This window comes from Nostoc sp. DedQUE05, assembly GCF_034530955.1.
In the GTDB taxonomy this organism is placed as follows: Bacteria; Cyanobacteriota; Cyanobacteriia; order Cyanobacteriales; family Nostocaceae; genus Nostoc.
This window is the reverse complement of sequence record NZ_JAVRCB010000078.1, coordinates 1-24610: the sequence shown is the minus strand read 5'-3', so window position 1 is coordinate 24610 and position 24610 is coordinate 1. Positions and strand designations below refer to the sequence as shown.

Below are 24610 nucleotides of genomic sequence, written 5' to 3'. Positions count from 1 at the left end.
TTTCAGTTATTTACTACTTGCTTATGTCGGAAAGTGACAGAAGAGGGATATAGCAACAGCCAAAAAGGTTAGGACATTAACAGATGATAAAATTTAGACACAAAAAGGCTTTTCACCCAGTCCCCAGCGATGCACTGAGCTTGTCGAAGTGTCCCTAGTCCCCAGTCCCTTGCTATAACTGAGGTTTGCTAAAGTCAAAAATATCCGGCAACTCCAAGGATTGGCAAATGGTTAGAGAGTACTCACCCCAGAGACATCTGCCTCCGCTTGAAAGTGGCGTAGGCGTAGCCCGTCGTAGACATCGCTTAACTCGCCCTGAATTTGAACGGCGTTATGCGGCTGCAACCCATATCAAAAAAGCAGAACTGATTGAAGGAATCGTTTACATCGCATCTCCTGTAAGACATGAGCTTCATGGCAAACCCCACAGTCGGGTGATAACTTGGTTAGGAGTCTACCAATCACTGACTCCTGGTGTTGATTTGAGTAATGCCGCAACAGTCAGACTAGATTTAGACAATGAACCCCAGCCAGATGCAGCGTTGTTTATTGAACCAGACGCAGGCGGACAAACCCGTTTAAGCCGCGATGGTTACATTGAAGGATCTCCCGAATTGATTGTTGAAATTGCCGCGAGTAGTGCAGCCATTGATACAGGCAGCAAAAAGCAGGTTTATCGCCGTAATGGAGTGTTAGAGTACGTAATCTGGCAATCTTACGAGAATAAAATTGAATGGTTTTGCCTAATTGACGGTGACTATCGATCGCTATCTCCCGGTGCAGATGGAATTATTCGCTCTGGGGTGTTTCCGGGTTTGTGGTTAGCGGTGGAGGCGCTGTTAAACAATCAGATGGTGCAGGTGTTGGAGGTGGTGCAAGCGGGGTTGAAGTCACCGGAACATGATGCGTTTGTGCAGCAGTTGAAGAAATACACAAGTCTGAAATAGTTTACTCACTGAGTTTTCGTGTCAGTTTTACCCCACCCTAACCCTCCCCTTTCCAAGGGGAGGGAACAAGATTTCCTGTTTCCCCCCTTTATAAGGGGGGATTAAGGGGGGTAATTCGACTTGTATACACACCGTAGCCTTTCCAATGGGAGTGAACTAGATTTCCTGTTTCCGCCTTTTTAAGGTGAATATAGGGGGATTTAAAACGTTTTACAACCGGCTAAAGAACTTTTAAAACATCCTCTTAAAGTGAAACAGGAATAGGAGGGTACATCTAGCTAGGTTCATTCCAAGCCCTAATCGCTTCAATCGCAATACCAGCAGGAGCAAATAAAATCTTTACAGTCTCAATACCTGCTGCTGTCACTGCTCTTTGCAAACGTACTTTGAACTCTGGATTATTTTTGATAACTTGCTCAATCGCTTGCCTATTTTTAAGTACTGGATGACTCTCAACAGCTTGAGCCACAATAGGTTGAGCATCGATTACAGTCGGTTTATCCTGCTCTATTTTCTCAAGCAACTGCTCAAGCACAATTTCTAATTTAGCAATATCTTTTGTGGATGCGTAATTGTTTTGAGTGCCAATGTTATCACCTTCGATATTTCCTGTAACACTGCCTGTGATGTTGCCAAAGGTAGCGCCTGTGAAATCATTTGTAGGAGTTTCTGACATAGTTATGAGTGTTTTATCAAGTTTTTTTAGAACACTAGTTAAAGGATCGGCGTTGTTTGTTTCCTCATTCAAGACAGAATAATAAATTTCATGGTTATAAAATTTGCACCGCTCTTGAATTTTGTAAATTGCATCGTTTTTATATAATGGTGTTTTTAATTGTAATTCCCATATCTGATACAAAACTTCAGAGCCAGCAATTTTTCCTAAGGTCTGTGCGGCAGTCCTACGAACAACGGAATCTTCATCCTGCAAAACTTTACTTTAATCAAGGCAGATACTGCTTCTTGGTTGCCGATTTTTCCTAACGCCTCTGCACTTATTCTACGAACATTGTAATCTTCATCCTGCAAAACTTTAATCAAGGCAGATACTGCTTCTTGGTTGCCGATTTTTCCTAACGCCTCTGCACTTATTCTACGAACATTGTAATCTTTACCCTGCAACGAATTACTTAAAAAAGTAACGGCATATTCAGAATGACTGATACCCAAAAATTCAACTTTAAGTAACTGATGAATGTCTAACTCTAAAATTAAATCGACTGTTTTTTTCTGATGCTCCCACTTTACTTCTCCTGCCAATCTTGCCCCTAAGTTCAAATCTACATCTAAAGCTAATTTTACCACTCGTAAAGCCTGCCTTTTATCACCCACCAGCCCCAACATCAATGCCACGGGTTCTGTCCACTTCAAATAATTCAAATAATCCCGTTTCAGCCTCTCATCACTAATATTGTCAAGCTGTGAGAGTATAAATTCTGCGGCGTAGTATTCCTGAATTAGCTGATGACGAAATTCAATCTGGTCGTCTGTTCGCAATTGAATTAAGTGATACTTGAGCAAATCTTCTATCCAGCGTCTTGCACAATCATCAGGATAAGCTACTTTGTTCTGTAAAAATGTTGCTAAAAAATTCCTAGCTTGCTGTTTAGCAATAGTTAATCGCAACTCAGTCGAATTGTCGCCTTGCATCATGACAAATGCTAGATGCTGCAATAAATCAGTCTGCCAGTTACGTAACCCTTCAGCAATAGGTACATCTCCCTTGAGTTTGTGATACTCTCCAGAGAACCAACGAAACAACTCACCTAAACTAGTAGGAATTTGTTTAGCATCATTGAATACTTCACACAGCATCCACAATAACAGCGGCGTTTCCGCCAATTCCCGCAAGCGTCCAGCCAACTGTCGCAGCATTTCATCACCCACCTCTGAATAGGCGCGGACAAAATGCTGCATCTGTGCTTCTGTGAGGGGTTGCATTTCCAGTTTTTTTTCAATACCTAAATCACCCCCCACCCCCAAATACCGCGTAGTAAAAATCATCGGCGTGACTCGGTGGTATTTCTGCCGAAATCCGTCTAAATCTCGTCTAGCTTGATCGTTGGGTAATTCATTCAAACCATCTACAAGTAACAAAAATTGCCCTGTAAACAGTAGATTTTCAATCTCTTCGCTGTTGAGGTCTAAGTTATAGCGAGTCAAAAAGTCCCGAATTAAATCCAGCACCGAAGTTTTGTAGCGCCTTAACTCCACTAGCACAGGAATTTTCTGATTTGGTTCTCTTTGTTTCCCCTTTTGAGCTTCTTCCCACAACAAACGTTCTAAAGCTGTAGATTTGCCTGAACCCGGTTTTCCTACTAACAATACATGGACGGGTGCATACTTCCGTAACCCTTCGAGGATATTCAACCGTTCAATTTTTTCTCTGTCTGGTGCTTCACCTTCTCGTTGCTGTGGTACTGTTTGCACCATCAAACTCAAATCTAAGCGTCTGCGCGATTTTTTGGGTTCAAGTCTTTGACGGTCTATGGCATCAGTTGGTGTGTATAAATCTTGCCAATCTCTATATGTGTCATCCTCGCTGATAGATTCTAGATACGTATGAAAATCTATGCTGTGGTCTGCAACCATAGTAGTCAAATGACCGAGGACTTTTAAGCGCTCTTTTATATACTACACAATAAAACGCTCAATTCTTTCTATGGTGTCCGTCCTACAAAGGTAAAATTGATATCCCGCAAGGAACTGAAGTTCCTTGCTAATAGCAAAAGTCATCTGAAGATGACTAAATATACTCAAAAATATTTAGTCTACTTTAGTAGACTTTAGCTGTTAGCCTGGGAATTGATTCCCAGGCGGGTGAGGAAGCTAACAGATAAGCTATTTCTAGCTTAAGTTGACACTAATGGGCAGTGCCCATAGGCGTCAATTTAACGTAGAACTAAACCCTAGTGGATTTTACTCAACTCACGCTCGCACCCTACACCCGATTCATAGATCCATTTGCAGAAGAAAGCTTCACAGAATCGGCTGCTAAAGAATTGGTGACTTTGGAATTGTCTAGTACGCTTCGCTTCTTCTTGGTATTACCTCGTCTAGCACCACCCGCCATCTCGTATTCTGGGCTGGTTTTACCGTAACGGCTGCCAACTCCTAGTAACATTTGTTCTGACATCGCTATTACAACTTTTTCGGCGTTATTCACGTCATCTGTAAGTTTGTCAATGGTAGATAATGCAGTGTTGTAAGCAGCAAGCTTAGACCGGAGATCGTTAATTGCCACGGTGTAAGCTTGTATAGTCAATCCTTGGCCAAAGTCAAGTTCTACACTGATAGATTGCATACTTTCAATCCGGCGATCGGCTCTTTCTAAAGCGGTGGAATTTCTTTTACGACGTGCCATAATGCATCTCTGCTACTAGGTTATTAGTACTGTTTTATACCAAACTTTTTCTGATTGTCATGGGAAAATATCGCAAATCAGTTGCAATTACATTTCTCAAAGTTTAATTAATTTCACTTAGAACATATTCTATTTCCGGTATTAAATAGATTCATAATTTCGTTACAACAATTGCTGCAATGACTTAAGCCTTTCTTATACATGGAAGAACATTTGTTGCACAGCATTGAACAATTGCAGCAAAGGCTTATATATTTGCCAGAAAAACTTAAGCCTTTCTTATACATGGACGAACATTTGTTGCAAAGTATTAAGCCTTTCCAGCAAGGGCTTATACATTTGCTAGAAAAACTTAAGCCTTTCTTATACATGAAGTAATCTTAGCTGCAAAGGTTTAAATTTTTACAGCTTCAAGCGTAATAGCGTAGGCGTAGCCCGTCGTAGACATCGCTTTCAATACGGTTCGGTTAAGTGAAGACGCGATAAATCGCCGTCTCTACAATAATTTTTATTTGAACTTTTAACGCATCTACCTTCTAAACTGTCACACCTTCCAACTCTTCATCCGTTAACTCATACAACTGACGCAATTTATCTAACTTATCACCATCAGCTTCCCAGAAACCCCGCCCATGCGCCTCCAACATTCTCCCTAAAATATTGCGAAAAGCTTCAGGATTCGCCTTCCGTAACTTCTCTGCCATCTCTGCATCTAATGCATAAGTATCTGCCGCTTGGTCATAAACCCAATCATCGCTAAAATCGGCAGTACCACCCCAACCAATCAACGCCGTCATCCGTTGAGAAATTTCAAACGCACCACCAGAACCTTGATTCGCCATCGCTTGCGCCCATTTGGGATTTACCAACTTGGTGCGATACTCCATTCTGAGCAAATCATCTAACTTGCGCGGTGTGGTATCCTTCGAGAAACTTTCTACAAAGCTGGTTGTAACCTTCTTACCGCCTTGTTTTTCTGCTGCCTTTTTCAAACCGCCCGTATTAGCGTAATATTCTTGAATATCAGTTAAACCATATTCTACCGAATCGATTTCTTGAACAATGCGATCGCTAGTTTTTAACAACGTATTCAAAACTTCCGGTCTAGCTTGACCTTTATCTTCTCTGCCATAGCTAAACACATTGCGACTTTGCCAAGTATTGCCTAACTCCTCGCCAGATTCCCAGTTACCATCAACCACTCTATCATTTACCAAAGAACCAAAATCACCCGCCGGATTAGAAAACAATCTCGCCGAGGCATTTTCCACACCTTGGGCTTTTAAAGCTAAAGCGTGTTTCCTGATAAAATTGCGATCGTCAGGTTCATCAGCATCAGCCGCCCGTTGAAATAAATCATCCAGCAATTCGATAATATTTACAAAACTATCCCGGAAAATCCCAGACAAATTACCCAACACATCAATGCGGGGATGTCCAACCTCCGCCAACGGCTTCAATTCATAACGAACAACTCTACCAGTTCCTTCCTTAACAGGTTCAGCCCCCACCAATTCCAAAAGAATCCCCAAAGATTCACCCTTAGTTTTAATCGCATCCAATCCCCATAACATCACCGCTACCGTTTCTGGATATTTTCCATGTTCATCCAAATGCTGGGCGATAATTTTTTGAGCAATTTCCCGTCCTCGTTCATACGCCGCAGGTGAAGGCATCCGATAAGGATCTAAAGCATGAATATTCCTCCCCGTCGGTAACACACCAGCCCCATCCCGTAACAAATCCCCACCAGGCGCAGGCGGAATATACTCCCCATTCAACCCCCTTAACAAATTCGTTAACTCATCTGTAGATTGCATCAACAAATCTTTTATTAGTTTTTCCTCTTCTTCTCTTTCTTCGTTTTTTCCTTCCTCTTCCCCAAAATATGCCTCCAAATAAGAAGCCAATTCCTCTTCATTCGGTGCTTCCCCCAAAGTATGCAGCCCAGAAGAAAACAATCGATTTTCTAAAACCTGCAAATATTCATACAACTCCACCAAATAATCATCAAAAGCATGATTGCTAAACATCCGCACATTTTCAGGAGTAAACGCAAGTCCCAACTTTTTCGCATCCGCAAACGGACAATCTGCATCTAACCCAGAATCCACAATTTTTTTACAAATCCCTTCCTTCAAAACATAATTCTTTTGCGGATCTTCCCGATACTCTGCAATCAAATCGCGCAACGCCACCAACTCCTTATACAAACCTGCACGTCCATAAGGCGGTACATTATGAGAAATCAATACACCATAACCGCGACGTTTTGCCAACATCGATTCAGACGGATTATTCGCCGCATATATATATAGATTAGGCAAATTTCCTAACAGAATATCCGACCAAGAATAACCCGTATTACCTAACGGAGAACCAGGCAACCATTCCACCGTCCCATGCATTCCAAAGTGAACTAAAGCATCAGCTTCAAACTCATTTTGCAGCCATTTATAATAAGCAGCATATTGAGGATGAGGCGTTAAATCTCGTTCAAACATTAAACGCATCGGGTCGCCTTGTATACCCAAAGGTGGTTGTACACCTATCCACACATTGCCTAATTGCACACCGCCAATTTGGAATTCTTCACCATAAGTTTTAATACCAGTTCCCGTGAGAGATTTCCATTGTTTTTCGATGCGGGAAGTTTGCAGATATCCCAACCATTTTTCTAGAGTGCGAACATTGACACTGTTTGTGGGGTGGGCATCTTGCCCGCCATTATCTAGGGGCAGGCGAGACGACTGCCCCACAAGAGGATTAGCTTCATCCGCCTCTTTCACCCAGCGAATCAATTCTTCTCCATCTTCTGGTAAATCTCCCACGGTGTAACCTTGTTCTTTGAGTGCGTGGAGAAACTTCAGCAAACTACGCGGCACATTTAATAATGCAGCTGTGCCCACAGCACCATAACCTGGTGGGAAGCCATATAATATAATGGCAATTTTGCGTTCCGATGCAGGTTTTTGCCGCAAAGCCACCCAAGTTTTTACCCTACCAATTAATCGCTCCACCCGTTCGGGAACCAGATAAATATTTTCACCCACCAAACCACCAAGGGGAACGGTATCAATAGCGCCATCTAATTCTGGTAATGCGTACAATACGACACTTTGCAATCCGCCGATACCTTGGCGCGTCCACGAGGAAATATCTTGAATTAATAGTGGTGCAGCAACAATATAAGGTACATTCTTGGCAGTGAGGATGCGTTTTGCTACTTCTATTTGACGGCCAGCTTCCATTGAACCAGCCGGGCCACCCACCAGAGGAAAGCCAATTGTGGAAACGATCGCATCCACTTTTACTGCTTCACTTGATAGTGAGGGAGTTTCTATATTACCTAGTTGTCGTTGCTGAATTTCATAGTCGGTTGTCATTAAATCTCGTACCGCCACGTGTCCTTCTACGCCGTTGATGAAGATGGGTAAAGGAGTTAAACCGGCTGATTCAAAACTGCGAATTAGTTGGGGAATGTAGGGTTGTTTGGTGATGACGTGTTTGCGGTAGAGGAGAATTCCGACAACTGGTTTTGTGGGGTGGGCATCTTGCCCGCCCTTCGGGAATGGCAGGCGAGACGCCTGCCCCACAAGATACCATTCCAAATATTCGCGGGGCGATTCAAAAAACCCTTGATAATCGGGATGGAGTAATCCGATGTTGGGGGTTTCAATTAGCGGGGGAATGTCGCCGACTTTTAAATCTAAGTATTTTTCTGCCAGTGTCCAGAATAATGAAGCGACGTTTTCTGGGCCGCCAGCATTCCAGTAACCATAGATAATTAACCAGTTGCGTAAGTCTTGGACTTTTTGCACTGGCACGTATTTCAGTAGTTTGGGGCCAATTTTTAAGAAGCTGATGTAACCAGCGAGTTTGTCTTCTTCTCGTCCATTGCTAAATTTGTCGAGGATAAATTTAACTGGTTTGGGCATTCCTTTGGGTTTGTCGCCAATGGCAAAGTCACCCAACTTGGTTAAACTTATCAATTCCAAGGCTGACTCGAAAACTAGGCGGATGGGAATTTGGGCAATGCGATCGCGCAACCACACAACTTGGTCATAATCAAATAGTAGGCTACCGAAAAACACATCAGCGCCATCGAGTGCTGTTTCTACCTCGGCGCGTTTGGTTGTAAGATCGCGATCGCTAAATACCCGAATATCCAACTCAGGACAGCGAGAGTTAGCCAAAAAGGCTGCTTTTCTGTACAAGTCAGCGTTGAATGATTCAAACCCAGCAACCAAGACGATGCGTTTCATGCCTGTAAGCTACGAAATATTTCTTTACTTAAATTTTAAACGTGCTTTCAGGCTGATTATTAAATATCTACCCACAGATTTTGGTCAGTAGTTCCTTGAAGGGATGAGGACTTCACTATCACTACTACCTTTAGGATATTTTGATTGCAAAAAAGTTGTAATATGTTGAGTTAAATTCAGTGCATCATTGAATTCTTTTGACTGCTGTAACGCTTCGTATAGCAAACGAATTTCTTGTGCTGACAAGTTTGTAAATGTACGCAACTCGGTAATATCTAATCTCCGGTTAAACTCATTGGCAGTATGTCGCCATTGATGTATAAGCGAAAATAACTCTCTATCTTGACGTTCTGCAAACACATTAGATGCGATCGCTGTTTCCGTCACTGATATAATTAATCGCGGAAAAACTATCGGTCGTCCTGGTCTATGTGAGTTTGGATTAAATCGTTCGTCAGATAAAATTACGTCATTCGATCTGCACTCATTCAGTAAGGCACGCAGAAATTCTATCCTCTTTTCGTTAGCTGATGCCCATCGTTCGCCAAAAATCCCGGTAATTGTGGCTAATAATCCCAGACCTGTTAGTATTGGTTCCAAATTTTTTTCATCTTTAGTCCACCAGACGGCAGCTAAAATAAATCCCAGAAGTAGAGGGAAAAACGTGATAAAACTCACTAGGTTTTTCATACTCATATCACATCTTACCTTTTAGACCATATATCATTTGCTACAGAAGGATTCTTGTTAATTCCTGAAGAGTCAGCGGCAATTAAGATTAAATCCATGCCAAATCCATTTTTTAAACGCGGTTCCAATACTGTGTGTAGCCTATCAACAAGCACCAGGTTGCAGTCTGATATAGTTTTCTGGATGCCATTAGAAGCATATTTCCGACTCAGATATAAACGAATCGTATCTTGGTCTTCAAAATTCATTACTGAGCGATCGGGTAACATTACTTCAATTTTGTTTTCAGTTAGATTGCGATACAGGATTTTTATTAAAATTCCTCTATCAGCTTCTACAGTACCTTCAAAAAACACACTATTTAAGTCGATATGTAAATCAGTATTTTGCAGCAACGCGCTGGTAACAAACTCTTTAAACGATTTAGTTTTTGCGTATTCTTTGGCAGCATTTTGTGCTGCTTCTTCGCTTAATTCTTCGGTGGTAGCTACTTCTAGGAGTAGTCTATCTTCAGGTCGCATTAGTTTAGAAATAGTTTGCAAAAGTTCTGTATCTTGTTGAAAATTAGCTAATGTGTTCCCCAGGAGCGAAAATAGCACAGGACTGTTATTGATAACTCTATCTAGTAGTTTTCGTAATTCGTCAACATTTCTCTCAATTGAGAAGTCAACTTGAATTGGCAATACATGGCTACCTTGCAATTGCGATCCTCTCGTTGCTTGTTGCACACCTAGCCTTAACATTTCCGAACTCATATCAACTGGAAAGTAGAGGAGATCGGGATTTACGTTGAACAATAAACTTAAAATGTGTTGGTCTTTCTCACCGGTGCCGACACCTAAACTTACATAATGATATTGCCGATCTTTGATATTATTGAAATTAATTTGATGCCATCGATATCTAAAAGATTCTATACTCTCTTTCATTACAAGATAGAAGCGATCGTTACAAGCACGATCCCAGGCGATGGTTGGGCCGATTCCCCAATAGGAAAAACCAGATAAAATCTCTTTTCCATCGCCTGTTGCAGAAAATTCCCCTCTCAATTCTTGCGTGAGTTCTGCAAGTTTGCTAGATTGATCTTCCCCTATGAAACAAAGAGTCCACCCTAAGCCGGGTTCATTGATGGAATTCTCCAGTAGCTTCACAAAATTTAAAGATCCCATGTTGAGCCTCGTTTCTTGAGCAGTTTATTTGATAAATCTCGCACAGGTGTGTCTAGAAGCGCTCGCGTATTCATTAATACTGTAAAGCATTATGTGTTAAGCTGCTCAGGGTTAACAAGAAGCCAAGGGTAGAGTCTGTCAAGGGTTTACGGCCTTATAAACCCAGATTCACATCAGGGAGTGCGTTCGGTTTCGGGATTTGGGCATCTTAACTAAGTACTTTTGTCATGGCTTTCCAGTTTTACAAAGCGTTATTATCTAAATAATGGAGGCAATTACTAGATTTCAATTTATTGCAAAATTTTACTGGTTATTCTCGATATTGATAATTTATAATAGTTGTGTTTTTGGTTACAATATAGCTTGTAATTAATGGATTTTACCAAATCAAAGTTACTGCTCAGGTTCGCACAAAAACTTATTTGGTTTAATAGCATAGTCATGCTGAAAATAATGCAGTCATTGCTAACAAGTATTTTCACAAAGTTATTAACAAAACTTTGTCTATATAATTAGAAGAGTTTTGAATTAGTGTAAAAACAATTAACTTGAGGATGAAATAATGAAATTCGGAATTGATAGCGGGCACAATTGCCCACCAGATACAGGAGCTAGAGGGATTAAAATCGAGGATAATTTAACTTTAGATGTCGGTAATAGAGTTATAACCAAATTAAGAGCTTTAGGAAATGAAGTCGTAGTATGTAAACCAAGTAGTGCTAGTACAGTACGTGAATCACTCTCAAAAAGATGTTCTACAGCTAATGCGAGTAAAGTAGATATTTACGTCTCGATTCATTTTAACTCTTTTAACGGGCAAGCTAACGGCACAGAAGTATTTGCAACTAGCGATACAGGTAGAAAAATCGCTAAACCTGTATTAGATGAAATCATCAAGTTAGGATTTTTTAATCGTGGCGTTAAGAGTGGTTCCCACTTGTTTGTTCTGAAAAATACAGATATGCCTGCTATCTTGATAGAATGTTGCTTCCTCGATTCGCAAAAAGATATAAATCTTTTTAATCCTGAAGCAATGGCTAATGCAATTGTCAAAGGCTTAACTGGTAAAGTGCCAAGTGTTCCTGTTAACCCTGTACCAGATGAAGAAGATAATGTAGATACCACGATTCTCAGACTGCAAAAAGCCTTAAATCGACTAAAAATAACTGATAAAAATGGTAAAACATTAGTGGAAGATGGCTTCACAGGGGCTAACACCAAATCTGCTGTAGAAAAATTTCAGACTATTGTTGGGGTTCAGCCGACTGGAGTTGCTGACACAACTACATGGAGTGCTATAAATCAAATTTTGGCAAAACGAATACTTAGACCAAACCATGCTGGTAATGCAGTTGTCAAATACTTGCAATACCGTTTAGGTGTGGATAATGATGGTGTCTACGGCCCGCAAACAGAGGTTGTAGTTAAAAACTTTCAAAAGCAAAATGGTTTAGATGCTGATGGAATTATCGGCCCTGCTAGTTGGCAGAAATTAATTGGTTAGACTGATGGGGACTAGAGACTAGAGACTGGGGTAGTAGTGCTGAGTAAAGAAGTTGGGAATCTAACATCTTTACTCAGAACTGAGAACGGGTTAAACACCGCGTTACTGCTAACAAAACTTTTTTGCCTAATCAATAAATGAAGAAGCTAATTTTAGCAAATTACAACCATATTTTGTTCATAACATCTTTGGCAAGTACACAAACTGCCAAAGCATTTAAGATAGCAGGGAAAAGGTTAAAGGGTAAGGGGTAAAGGTGAATTCAACGCTTTTCCCTTTCCCCTTTCCCCGTTAACCGAAAAGTATTGCAATCACTACTGAATTTTTGTATAAATCAACACGTTTTAACTAAGCTTCAAATTTATTTTCTATATCATATTAATAACTAGAAATCCGCTTAATCTAATGTATAAAAAAAGAACCAAATTAACCTTCGGCACTTTCAGCGCGCACGGGAATTATAATTCCTTCCTGTTGCAGTGCATTCGTAAAAATCTTCCGAAGAACGCGCTGAATCTGAAGATGTTTTCCTGGCTTTACTTTCGTCAATGTTCGTAGCAACAAGTTAGACTCTCCAAGACTTTCGACTCCATCTATCTGTGTGCCTTCAAGTACATCTGGATCTTCTGCTTTTAACTGCTGTCCCACTTCCTCAATGACTTTGTACACGTGCGCTAAGTTGGAATCATAAGGCACGCCAACTTCTACTACTGCAAAGATATACTGTTTGGAGTAATTAGTAATTGAGCCAATATCGCCATTGCGAATAATCTGCAATTGACCGTTAGGATGTCTGACACGAGTGGTTCTGAGTTCAATCGCCTCGACAATACCTTCGACAACTTTCTCTTCGGCTTTTCCGGCTTCAATATAGTCACCTACTAAGTAGTAGTTTTCAAATAGAATAAAGAAGCCGCAGACAATATCGTTAATTAGTGTTTGTGCCCCTAACCCTACAGCGATGCCGACAATACCAGCACCCGCAAGTATGGGAGTTGGGTCGATACTCAGGGCATAGAGAATGAAAACTGTAGCGCCAAAGTAAATTAAGTATTGTAAGAAACTACGAAACAGAGGAACGAGCGTTAGGCGTCTACTTCTTTGAGTATCAGTTAGATTCTGTTCTTTGAACAGCACTTCTTCAATCAGTAAGTAAACTACCTCAAACAACACGCGACTAATGAAGATGATACCGATTATTTTGATAATTCGCGGGCCAAAAGTTGCGACATTGGCAATTAACTGCACCTGTTGAATCACCAATGTTGCCATGCAGACATAAATCACAAATTCCAAGCAGCGCTTTAAAAAGGGTATTAGGTGTCGGAGGCGATCGTAGAATCTTAGCAGGTTATCAGGATTGGAGTATCTGATGCTGAGAGCATCTAGACTATCAACGATCGCAGCGTTTGCTTTGAGTATAAGCAAGCCAACGGCAATGATTAGATAAATTCGCAGGGCGATATACAAATATTCCGAAACCGTAGCTGGTAATTTGAGAAACTGGGCACACAAGATGGTAGCCCAAAGCCAGACTCCACCGCTGATTCTGTCATACAAAGCGTTAAAGAAAGCATCAATACTTTCATCGTCAGCAGTATTTTTTTCTAAGTTCTTAGTGCGAGTGCTGGCTACCTTCAGCCAATATTTGAGAAATTTCAGCGCGATCGCCGCTAAAATCAAAGTGCCAATACTCTGAGCTATGCCAATTCCTAGTGTCACCCAAAATCCTGATGGGATACGCTCAATCAACAAGAGTGTGTATTGCTCAAGGTTTTCGCCCCGATAAACTAGATAACCATTAGCACCTACAATCAAAATGCACGACACCACGCAAGCAAGTAACAATAACCCTGTGATATTTCGGCGGAGGGTTTTGATACTTCTATTGTCGTTTTTAGGTATAAAGGTTTTAGTAAATAGCTTGAATAATTTGCTGAAAACCCAGTTCAGTAATAAAAAAACAAAGATTATCAGGCTGACTTCAGCCAAAATAATTAATACATTCATATATGAACAGAAAACTGAATCAGTTTAACAGTTGTATATCAAAATCTCTTGAGATCGTCAAAGTTTTTTTATACATAGATGATTATTATTTCATATAATCACAACTTGTCAAGCCATTAACATTTTATTCACACGTTTACTTTTCGTCTTATCTTCACCAACTCAACGTAAGTGAGAATAAATCGAAGTAAATTAAGTAATGTAAAAAATATTGAGATTATTTTTTAGTGACGGCTTCAGCCTTCATTTGCTCTCACTACAAACTTTGCATTATTGATGCCGCTTTCCTTAAGCGATGCTGATAGATGATTACCCCTGAATTTATCCAATCAAGAAAAGATTTTTGTTCCATTGAAATTCAGAAAAAGTCATTTCAGCAACGGCTAGCTGTGAAAAAGATTTACTGGCACTGTCAGGGGGAAATAACGATTCTTCCAACGAAAGCTGGTAGACGGGATGAAAGAGGATTATTTAGCATCAGCATTCTTACAATCCATCTGCACGACACAATTTCTCCCTTGTGCTTTTGCCTGGTAAAGTCCTTGGTCAGCAGCAGCAATTAAGGTTGCAGGAGATAATTGGCTATGAGGAGTGATGGTTGCCACACCAAGACTTAGGGTAATGAATTTACTGACCTGAGAACGGGGATGAGGCATTTGTAATGCACTAACATTGATCTGAATATCTTTTGCAACTGCAATGGCCCCTTCAATATCAGTATTCGGCAAAATAACTGCAAACTCTTCTCCGCCATAACGAGCCACTAAATCAGCGGGGTGTTTAACTGTCTGAGAGATTGCCTTAGCAACCTGTCTAAGTGCATCATCTCCTGCCAAATGTCCATGTGTATCGTTGTAAAGCTTAAAGTAATCGACATCACACAAAATCAAAGATAGCGAACTTTGCTCTCGTCCCAACCATTGCCACTGCGTATTTAACGTGTCATCAAAGCAGCGGCGATTTGCTACTTGGGTTAGACCATCGGAACAGGCAAGGCGCTGTAATTCCTGGTTTGCTTGTTGTAATTGATGGTAAAGTTCTGATTGCTGAATAGCGATCGCAGCTTGACCTGCTAACTGGTTAAACAAGTTAATCTCCGATTGCTGCCATTGTCTCGGATGACGGCATTGGTGAGCAATCAATAGTCCCCACAAACGCCCTTGCTGTAAAATTGGTACGACAAGGTTTGCCCGGATTTGCAGACTTCTAAGGAGGTCAACATGGCACGGTGATAATCCCGCAGTTTCAATGTTTTCGATCGCTCTGGTATTACCTTGTTGATAGTAAGCTGCACGCGTGGATTGAAAGCAGGTATCCATGACGTGAAATCCCAAAATCGACATACACCCTTCTGCTAAGGATTCTACAGCGACTAATCCACTCCAGTCTGGCTTAAACTGATACATCACCACTCGATCTACCTCAAACAGTTGTCGCACTTCGGCTACCGTGATTTGCAAAATCTCGTCTAACTCCAACGATTGTCGAATGCGCTGCGTTACAGCCGCAACAATTCGCTCAGACTCACTTTGGTGTTGGACACGCTGCTCAACCTGCTGAGAGTGTGCCGATGCTAGAGTTAATGATGCGATTTGCTCAAAGAAAGGGGTTGTAGTGACAGGCGCTGCACTGGGTTTAGCAATCAAATAGCCTTGAGCAAAATTTGCACCTCGTTTTCGCAGCCAGTTCAGTTCCTCAATGCACTCAATCCCTTCAGCAACGGTTTGAATATTTAACTTTTGAGTAATCTCTAGAAGCTTTTCGGTAATCGAAGCTTTGTAAAGGTCTTGATGCACATCTCGAATTAACTCCATGTCCAGCTTGATAAAATCTGGACGTAACTGATGTAGCAAGTTTAGGCTGGAATAACCAGAACCAAGATCGTCCAGAGCGATTAAAAACCCAGCATTCCGGTAGTATTGAAGCACTGCCTTGAGGTGAGCTAAATCTTGAGGATTGTCTGACTCCACGACTTCAAAAACAACGCGATCGTGGGGAATTCTGGCAGTATCAATGGCCTCTACCGTACTACGTAGGCAAAAAGCTGGGTCATAAAGTGACGTTGGTGCAAAATTGATGAAAATGTGCCCATTTACTTGATGGCGGCTGAATTGAGTGATTGTGCTCAGACGAGCAACTTGGTCGAGTTGTGGTAGAAGTCCGGCTTCAGTTGCTAACTCCAGAATAGATGTCGGTAGTACTAAATTGCCTTCTTCATCTAGACCGCGCAAGAGCGATTCATATCCAAAAATTTGCGATGTATCGTTAATTGAAACAATTGGTTGAAAGTAACTGGTGAATCGTTCTGTTGCCAGCATTTCAACCAGCCAGTCGGATTGGTTTAACTTAATGAAGCGTTGTAATGAGGCTATGTCACTAAAATCATGGAGTTGAGGTTGGAAAGTGCCTTGCATGAAAAGCACTTGCGTCTCTTTTAATTCTCTTGGTGCAAGTAGTTTGGCCAGGTTACGGGCAATTTCTAGAGACTGTCCGGGTCTACACTCTAAACTCAAACCTGGTCGCTCGTGCATCAGTTCATACTTAAGGGAAAACTGCTGTAGGTAGGAGGTGACTTTTATCAGGGTATGTGAAACGGGGAACCAGAGAAAGAGCTTACCTGCTTCCTTAGTCCGGCAGCGTGCAATATTGCGACAAGCACAGGTTTTGGAGATAGGACATATTTGGCTCATAGCTAAATAATTTGCTCAATCCGATTTATTCTATTATTCCCATTATTTTTACTGTAAAAGATAAACTACACTTCAAATACATGAAGATTTGATGAGTTAAGTAAACTGCATAATTTAGCTGAGTAAGTGACTTTGCGACACATACCAAAATTTATACTCAAAGCCCAAGTAATTGCCGAGGTATTTTGTACAATCAAGCAACAAAAAGAGGAGTTATATTAACAATTTAAGTTACAAATTAAAAGTAAAGTTAGCCAAATTAGTGACAGCGTTTAGCTAGATTAATTCAGAGTAAATATATCTTTTTGAAGAATGAATAGACCTCAATAAATAACAAAATATTTGAAACAAGTTAATAAATTAAGCCATGAATCAAAGAGCTTTCATCCTAAATCCCTCTCCCAATGTTGGGAGAGAGACTTTGAAATTGGCTCCACTATACTTAGACATGCCCACTTCTACCAATTAGAATTGCAATTTCCTTGATTAATTCCTCTGGTTCGACGGGTTTAGACAGATGCTTTTGAAACCCCGATTCAAGTGCTTGTTGCTGATTGATTTCTCCAGCATAAGCAGTTAAAGCGATCGCCGGAATTTGTTTGGCTTGATTTGCCTGCAATGCTTTAACTTGGCGCATTAGCATATAGCCATCCATCTCTGGCATCCCAATATCACTGAGCAGCATATCTGGTTCTGACTCTGCCAAAATTTGTAATGCTTCTTTTGCTGATGTCACTGCTGTCACCATTGCTCCAGCCTGTTCTAGTACAAATGTGTGAAAGTCACGGGTATCATCGTCATCATCTACAACTAAGATTTGGCTGCCTGCCAGGATTTCAATCGCAGGAGAAGGATTTAGTGCAGCAATATCTATGTTTGGTTTTGGGGTTAAATCTTTTTTAATTAGTGGTAGCCGGACTCGGAAAATAGCTCCTTGCCCCTCACCTAAACTTTCTGCCTGAATCGTGCCGCCATGTAATTCGGTCAAATGACGCACAATTGCTAACCCTAACCCCAATCCACCAAATTTTCGGGTTGTCGTGCCATCAGCCTGACGAAAATATTCAAACACGTAAGGCAGAAACTCAGGGCTGATTCCCTTACCTGTATCGCTGACGGTAATCTGAGCTTCAGCGCCAACGTACTCTAGTTGAATATCAATTTTTCCTCCTTCAGGAGTGAATTTAACGGCATTCGATAAGAGATTCCAAATAACTTGTTGTAAACGACCGGAATCACCCAAAACTTGCCCGAAAGAAGCATCCAGCATCGTCTGAATTTGAATATTTTTGGCTTCTGCTGCCAAACGGACTGTTTCCAATCCCGCCTCAATCACCAGTACTAGGTTGACAGGTAACATCTTCAGGTTGAGCTTGCCTTGTAAGATTCGAGAGACATCGAGCAAATCTTCAATTAGTTGAGCTTGTAATTGAGCATTCCGCTCGATAGTTGCGATCGCTTTCTTTATGGCTGCTGTGTCAAACTCACGAGTCTGCAAGAGTCTCGCCCAACCAAGAATCGGATTCAGAGGCGATCGCAATTCATGGGAGAGTACCGCCAGAAACTCATCTTTAATTCGGTTGGCTCTTTCGGCTTCAGTTCTGGCAGCTTGCTCAAGTTCTAGGAGGCGATCGCGTTCGGCTTCTGCAACTTTGCGTTCGGTAATGTCAATCACTGAGCCGATGTAACCTTTAAACTGACCGTCCACTCCAAACCACGGATTCGCAGCATCGATGCAAGAGCGATATTTGCCATCTTTGCGCCGCAAGCGGTACTCCAAACGAAAAGCCGAGTAACTGCTACTTGCTTCCAGAAAAACATTCCTGGCATCATTATAGTCTTCTGGATGCACAGCATTTAACCAGCCAAATCCCAAACCCATTTCCTCGCTCTGACCTGTAAAATCGTACCAGCTTTGACTGAGATAGGTGCAGTCGCTATTGGTGTCTGTCACCCAAACCATGAAGGGGGCATTATCAGCCATGTTGCGGAACTTTTCTTCGCTTTCCCGAAGGGCTTTTTCTGCTTGTTTGCGATCGCTAATTTCTGTAACAAAAATGCTGACTCCTTCTGCAAAGGGGTAGATGCGATTCTCAAACCAGCGCTGCGAAGCTGGATAAAAGTATTCAAACTGAACAACAGTATTTTGGGCGATCGCCCGATGAACCTCAGTATCAAACTCGCTTTTAACCATATCGGGAAACACTTCCCAAACGATCTTACCTAGCAACTCTTCTTTGGGGATGCCAACAATTTCTGCTACCTGTTCATTGACAAAGCTATAACGCCACTCTCGATCCAACACAAAGAACTGGTCTTGAATACCAGCGATAACAGTCTCTAGGTGTGCTTTAGCGACCTCAGCTTCAATTCGCAACCCTTGCTCGCGTTCCATTGCCTCTTGGCGGAGACGAGCCATTTTTAGGGCTGCCTCTACCCGCGCCAACAATTCACGGGCAGAGAAAGGTTTAATCAGATAATCATCGGCTCCCGCTTCTAACCCTTCCACCCGTGCTTCTTCTCCCGCCCGTGCCGACAACAGAATGATGGGAACTTTTTGCGTCAGCGGATCGGCTCGTAATGCTTGCAGCAGTCCAAAACCGTCTAATCCAGGCATCATCACATCTGTCAGTACCAAATCGGGGACACGTCCACGAGCCGAATCCAAAGCAGCTAAACCATCCGGCACTGATTCCACCTCATACTGTTGACTTAATAGCCGCTTAACATAATCGCGCATATCTGCGTTGTCATCCGCCAAGAGAATCCGAGCAGAGGGTGCAGAAGAGCGGAGGGGCAGGGGGGCAGGGGAGGCAGGGGAGGCAGGGGAGGCAGGGCAAGAATCTATATATATGTTGTAGTCTTCTTGAACTAGTTCTTCTCCCCCTGCTTCTCTTCTCCCCCTGCTTCCCCTGCTCTCTTCTTCCGGTAGCCACCGCAGGGCTTCTTCTAAATAAGGTGTTGCACCTAATGCAGTTGAAGCTAAAGTTCGCGGGGCACTAATTCGGTCTGGAGGCAAATGAGCATATCCTGTTGGAATTGACACAGTAAAGCAACTGCCTACTCCAAGAAGACTGGTAACATTAACTGTTCCACCATGCATTTGCACCAATTCTTGCACCAGTGATAATCCAATTCCTGACCCTTCAAAAGTTCGTCCTTGCGCTCCTTTGACGCGGTGGAATCGTTCAAAAAGGTGGGGGATTTCTGCGGCTGGGATACCGATTCCTGTGTCTTTGACTGCAAACTCAACATGGTCATTTAACCACTGCAAACTGACTGCAATTTCTCCAGCCATCGTGAACTTGAAGGCATTCGAGAGTAGGTTAAGAACAATTTTTTCCCACATCTCTCGATCTACATACACTGGTGCTGGCAGAGCCGGACAATTAACTGATAACTGCATCCCTGCCCGTTCTACTGCGGAACGAAATACACTAGCTAGTTCTGCGGTGAAGGTGGCAAGGTTGGTGGGTTCATAAGAGGCTTGAACCCTTCCGGCTTCAATGCGTGAAAAATCTAGCAAGCTGTTGACCAGTTTCAGTAGCCGAAGTCCGTTGCGTTGCACCATTTCTAGCTGCTCTCGTTCTTTGGCTGGAAGCAGAGTAGCACAAGTGGTTAAGGTGTCTTCTAATGGCCCCAACATCAGAGTCAGTGGGGTACGGAACTCGTGGCTGACGTTGCTGAAAAAGACGGTTTTGGCGCGATCGATTTCTGCCAAGGCTTCAGCGCGTTTGCGTTCTTCCTCGTAAGCTTGGGCGTTAGCGATGCTGGCGGCAATTTGAGCCGCAACTAAATCAATGAATCCTTTATAATTGTCATCGAATAGCCTGAAGGGGTTCAAACCAGCGATTAATATACCAGCTTTTCCGCTTTGACCAGATGCGGCAATGGGTACTGCGATCGCTTGATGGGGCGATCGCTGCCAAACACCACAGGGTAGACTACTAAAAGACACTTCCAAATCGGAAATCAGTTTGGCTTGATGCGTTTTGCTCACTTCCGCAAACGGCCAAACCCCATCAGCATCGAGAGGCACTGTTTCTGGAACTGCTACGTGGTTTTGCCCAATGCGGCACGTTCCAGCCAGAAAAACTTCCTGCTTATCGGGATCGACCAGATAAATCATTGCGAACGGGAGATCGTAAGGGTTGCTCTCCAGACAACTCGCACTTAGCGTACAGGCTTCATCGAATGTCCGCGCGTCTGCTGTCCTCGCCGCTAGTTCGCGCAAAAGTGCCAATTGACGCTCGCTGATAATCCGCTGCGTGTCCTCTGTGTTGGCGCAGATGATCCCACCTGTGTCGCCCTGGTCATTAGGAACCGGGCTATATGAAAAAGTATAATAGGTTTCCTCTGGGTAGCCATTGCGCTCCATAATTAGCAGTAGCGCTTCGTCGTAAGTACCCTCATTCTTTAGCATTGCTGATTCGGCGCGAGGCCCAACCTGATCCCATATTTCCCGCCACACGTATGAAGCCGGCTGTCCAAATGCTTCTGGATGTTTGCCGCCAATAATAGTTTTATAAGCGTCATTGTAAAGGTTAATCAGTTCTTCGCCCCACCAAACAAACATGGGTTGACGGGAAGTTAGCATAATTCGCACGGCAGTCTTCAAACTCTGCGGCCACTGCTGTGTTGGGCCAAGGGACGTTTTTGACCAATCCTGTTCTCGCATCCTAGCCCCCATTTCACCTCCACCGATAAGGAAATTTACGTTGGCGTTGCTTGCTAACGTTGACTCGTTCTTCATTAATTCCTCTCGATTGGTCATGTACGGTTACAGGCTACATCGGTGGTTATCTTTTAGAAAAAATCCTCTATAAATTAGACTAGACCTTTACGCTTCTAAACACTTATTTTAGAGGATATTCAAAGGCATATACAGGGTGAGATACCAACTCTACTGTGACTTTTCAAAGCATTGAAATTGCTTTTTCGGGGCAAGCTTCTACTTTGGCTATTTTTATTGTCTCCTTTATATCATCGATATTTCAAGCTAGCTACCAAGGGCAATTCTCATTAGACAATGATGTTGCAACGGCGATCGCTACCCACAAGCATTTGGCACGCTGTAGCTCAAGCAGACGCGTTTTAATAATGGGTCGCGCTTTAATTCCCCTGCCGAGGAAACTTTGAAGGAGGGGAATTAAAGCATTCTAAGTTAAGACTACCCCTTTCAAGGTGACTGGAAAAATCTCTCTTTTTCTCTTTGTGCGCTCCGCGTTTATGCGATTTAAAAGTAATTTATTTAACTACTCCAGACGGAGAAAACACAGAGTAAAAAATTAAAGAGGAATTTTTTGACCAAAACTTTTACTTACGTTGAAGGGATAGTCTTATAAGTATTTAAATCGTTTCTGTAAACATACCGGTTCGGGCAAACTCTTCTTCTTCAGGGGTGAAAAGTGGAGCTTTATCCACAAGGCTAGGTTCAAAGTAGTATGTTTCTTGGAGAAATTGTCCGTTAATGACAGCTTCCTCTAAATCCTTGATGTGGTTCTGTGCAACTATACACGCTTCCTTGAGGTTATTCGCATCGCCCTTCTCCAGCAGCTTTGGCAATTCTGTTTTTACCCCTGTCAGCCGTGCCAATGGCTTCAGAATTCCATAGATGTTGTAGATGCGAGCAGTTTCTATGCTGGTGTATTTGAGTGCATTGGCTCTTGCTAACTCAGAGTCAAGGCTGGGCCAAAAACGGGTGGTGTAGAACGCTTTTTCATCCTTGTGATACCATTCTTCCGATCGCGCAATGGAAGAAGAAACGGTGTTATGCAGTTTCCAGAAGAATAAGCGCAGGGAAGAACCATCTACGACGGTGGACAATTTTGCCTCCAATGATACCTCAAAGTCAGTCAGCTTGGGGTCGCGCCCAAGTATCAGGTATTCTACAGGATACATATCCACTTCCTTATTTTGGACAACATACATATTCAGGTGGTGTCGGCAGTAAGGACACGGGTACATTGTGGCAAACAGTTGGAAGAAATCTTTGAAGATTGCGACTGCCGCTTTTTGCTGTTCTGGTGTCTTGGTACAGACAATCTCAGCTGTGGTATGGAAGAAGCGCCACACTGCCGGGCCAATGTAGTAGGGGAAACTGACTCGCATTTGGGAATCCTTCACCTCAGTCCGATCTAGATAGACATCAATGAATGCTACATACTGCGATAGCGCCCCTGATTCTCGCCCAAATTCTAGGCGTTCCCGGCGTTTCTGCACTCCATTCAGGTAGTGATGCGTTAACCGCCATGCTTGTTTGAGGATCAATTTCTGTTTGGGAGTGCAACGGGGAAAATTTTCGGCAACATCCGCCCCGTAGCGGTTAAATTCTCCTGAGTTTTTTGTACACTGATACCATTCATCCAAAGCCGCTTCGTCGGGTACGGTGTTACTTTGGATATCTGCTGTGCTAGAAACACTAAACGCTGCCAATAACTTCGGCATAAAGTCCTCATACCAGTATGCTACTGGCATGATTGCACCATCTATTTCCTCAGTTGCTTGGGAGAGAATGACGCGGTTCCACTTGTGCAAATAGTCTTTTGGATTTGCCTGAGATTTAACTGGTGGTGGAGCCATTTCTTCGTTCAGTTCTATTCCCCTGAGACGATTGAGTTCGTTAATCGCCAGCACACCTTCTACGATGTCACCCAAGCTGAGACTTTTCTTTTTGATCGTAATTGCAAACTCGACTCCAGCAGCAAACTTTTCTTTGACATTGGCAAATTTACTCCGCGCTTCTAAAATCGCTTGCTGTTCTGCCAACATTTCTGGTGTCTTTGCCACTGTTTGCCAGTTCTTAATCCGCTCCTGCAATCGGGCGTATTCATCAGCAATCGATTTCACCACTGCATCTAGAACGGGGTAGCAATCTTCGGATACTATACCTAATGCTTTGTACAGTGCGATCGCCTGTTTAACAAACTCCACAAAATCAGTAATTCTGTATGGCAAGTTTTTCACCCGCAAGTGAGTTTCGTGATTTGCAGAGAAACTCTCACGGAAACTGCGGTAGGCTGCTCCTTGAATCAAACGAAACAAACCTATCTGCATTTGTAAGGGAGATGTACCGCTTTTTTTCTGATTCGGTGAGTTTGGTTGTTGCGCTAACTGTTCTCTTAGCTGTGCCAACTCTGGAGTTGTTGCTTCTGGCGTCGGCTGGGTGCTGGCTGCTGCGGCTTCATTGGAAGTAGCCACTGTCTTGAGCGAACTGTTCAGGGAAATCGGTGAGTCTTGATAACCAGTTTTGCTTGATTCCTCCGGTACTAGCTGACAGAATTCCTCAAAGTCAATTGAGCCATCGCCATCATGATCTACTTCCTGCAACATTTCTTTCAACTCAGCGTCTGTCAGCCCAAACTGAGTCATCACTGTCCGCAGTTCAACGGCAGTAATTTCACCGCTACCGTCCTCATCAAAGGCACTGAAGGCTAATTTCAGGCGACTTTGGCGATCGCCTACTTTCGCGATCATCAGCGTTTTAAATTCTTCAAAATCGATAGTGCCTGACAAGTCAACATCAATCTCCTTAATCAAGTCCCGCAGCCCCGCTTCCGTGGGATTTTGCCCTAGCGATCGCATTACCTCCCCTAGTTCCTCGGTTGAGATCGCGCCGTTGCCGTCTACGTCTAATACTTTGAAAGCTTGCCACAATTTTTCTATTTCTTGTTCATCAATCATGGTTTTGTTCCAATTCTATATCTGTCACTAATAAATTTATTACCATGTTTTATAACAGCTACTTCAATGGTGTTTAATTATATTAAGTAAGTAGGTTCGGCGCTTGGCAGATTGTTGGTCGTGAAGATGATGCCACATATCGTCCAGAAAGTTCAAACATTCGTCCAGAAAGTTCAAACATTTGTCCAGAAAGTTCAAACATTCGTCCAGAAAGTTCAAACATTTGTCCAGAAAGTTCAAACATTCGTCCAGAAAGTTCAAACATTCGTCCAGAAAGTTCAAACATTC

At 42.6% G+C, this 24610-nt stretch carries 13 protein-coding genes; 2 read left to right on the top strand and 11 right to left on the bottom strand.

The annotated features are described in order from the left end of the window. Nucleotides 1–227: 227 nt before the first annotated feature. A complete protein-coding gene (locus RMZ42_RS33660) occupies nucleotides 228–947 on the top strand; it encodes a Uma2 family endonuclease (protein ID WP_322675512.1) in 720 nt (239 codons plus the stop codon). 274 nt (nucleotides 948–1221) lie between these two features. On the opposite strand, the gene RMZ42_RS33655 is transcribed toward RMZ42_RS33660, so the two are convergent. The 6 genes from RMZ42_RS33655 to RMZ42_RS33630 form a co-directional block, all read right to left on the bottom strand. Further along, nucleotides 1222–1878, bottom strand: coding sequence for a hypothetical protein (locus RMZ42_RS33655; RefSeq protein WP_322675511.1), 657 nt, complete (start codon nucleotides 1876–1878; stop codon nucleotides 1222–1224). Beyond that, nucleotides 1830–3539 carry an NACHT domain-containing protein gene (locus tag RMZ42_RS33650; RefSeq protein ID WP_322675510.1) on the bottom strand — a complete coding sequence of 570 codons (1710 nt, stop codon included), beginning with the start codon at nucleotides 3537–3539 and terminating at the stop codon, nucleotides 1830–1832. Before RMZ42_RS33650 ends, RMZ42_RS33655 begins: the two co-directional genes overlap by 49 nt. 349 nt (nucleotides 3540–3888) lie before the next feature. Beyond that, nucleotides 3889–4311 carry a hypothetical protein gene (locus RMZ42_RS33645; protein ID WP_322675509.1) on the bottom strand — a complete coding sequence of 141 codons (423 nt, stop codon included), beginning with the start codon at nucleotides 4309–4311 and terminating at the stop codon, nucleotides 3889–3891. Between the two features lie 536 nt (nucleotides 4312–4847). Continuing rightward, nucleotides 4848–8576: a magnesium chelatase subunit H gene (gene bchH, locus RMZ42_RS33640; protein ID WP_322675508.1), complete on the bottom strand. Its 3729-nt coding sequence runs from the start codon at nucleotides 8574–8576 to the stop codon at nucleotides 4848–4850. 84 nt (nucleotides 8577–8660) lie between these two features. Then, entirely contained in the window at nucleotides 8661–9272 is a 612-nt protein-coding gene (locus tag RMZ42_RS33635) for a hypothetical protein (RefSeq protein ID WP_322675507.1), read from the bottom strand. 8 nt (nucleotides 9273–9280) lie between these two features. Beyond that, the gene (locus RMZ42_RS33630) at nucleotides 9281–10435 is read right to left on the bottom strand and encodes an L-histidine N(alpha)-methyltransferase (RefSeq protein WP_322675506.1); all 1155 of its coding nucleotides are present in this window, start codon (nucleotides 10433–10435) and stop codon (nucleotides 9281–9283) included. Nucleotides 10436–10997: 562 nt separating this feature from the next. Here RMZ42_RS33630 and RMZ42_RS33625 point away from each other — a divergent pair. Further along, nucleotides 10998–11939, top strand: coding sequence for an N-acetylmuramoyl-L-alanine amidase (locus RMZ42_RS33625; RefSeq protein ID WP_322675505.1), 942 nt, complete (start codon nucleotides 10998–11000; stop codon nucleotides 11937–11939). A gap of 426 nt (nucleotides 11940–12365) precedes the next feature. Here RMZ42_RS33625 and RMZ42_RS33620 read toward each other — a convergent pair whose 3' ends face one another. The 5 genes from RMZ42_RS33620 to RMZ42_RS33600 form a co-directional block, all read right to left on the bottom strand. After that, nucleotides 12366–13949 (bottom strand): mechanosensitive ion channel family protein, encoded by a 1584-nt coding sequence (locus RMZ42_RS33620; protein WP_322675504.1) that lies wholly within the window; start codon nucleotides 13947–13949, stop codon nucleotides 12366–12368. A 467-nt stretch (nucleotides 13950–14416) separates the two neighbouring features. Beyond that, nucleotides 14417–16639 (bottom strand): EAL domain-containing protein, encoded by a 2223-nt coding sequence (locus RMZ42_RS33615; RefSeq protein WP_322675503.1) that lies wholly within the window; start codon nucleotides 16637–16639, stop codon nucleotides 14417–14419. 442 nt (nucleotides 16640–17081) lie between these two features. Then, nucleotides 17082–21392: an ATP-binding protein gene (locus RMZ42_RS33610; RefSeq protein ID WP_322675502.1), complete on the bottom strand. Its 4311-nt coding sequence runs from the start codon at nucleotides 21390–21392 to the stop codon at nucleotides 17082–17084. Between the two features lie 596 nt (nucleotides 21393–21988). Then, nucleotides 21989–24322 (bottom strand): EF-hand domain-containing protein, encoded by a 2334-nt coding sequence (locus RMZ42_RS33605; RefSeq protein ID WP_322675501.1) that lies wholly within the window; start codon nucleotides 24320–24322, stop codon nucleotides 21989–21991. 82 nt (nucleotides 24323–24404) lie between these two features. Continuing rightward, nucleotides 24405–24610: hypothetical protein (locus RMZ42_RS33600; protein WP_322675500.1), on the bottom strand; the 206-nt coding region annotated here is incomplete at its 5' end.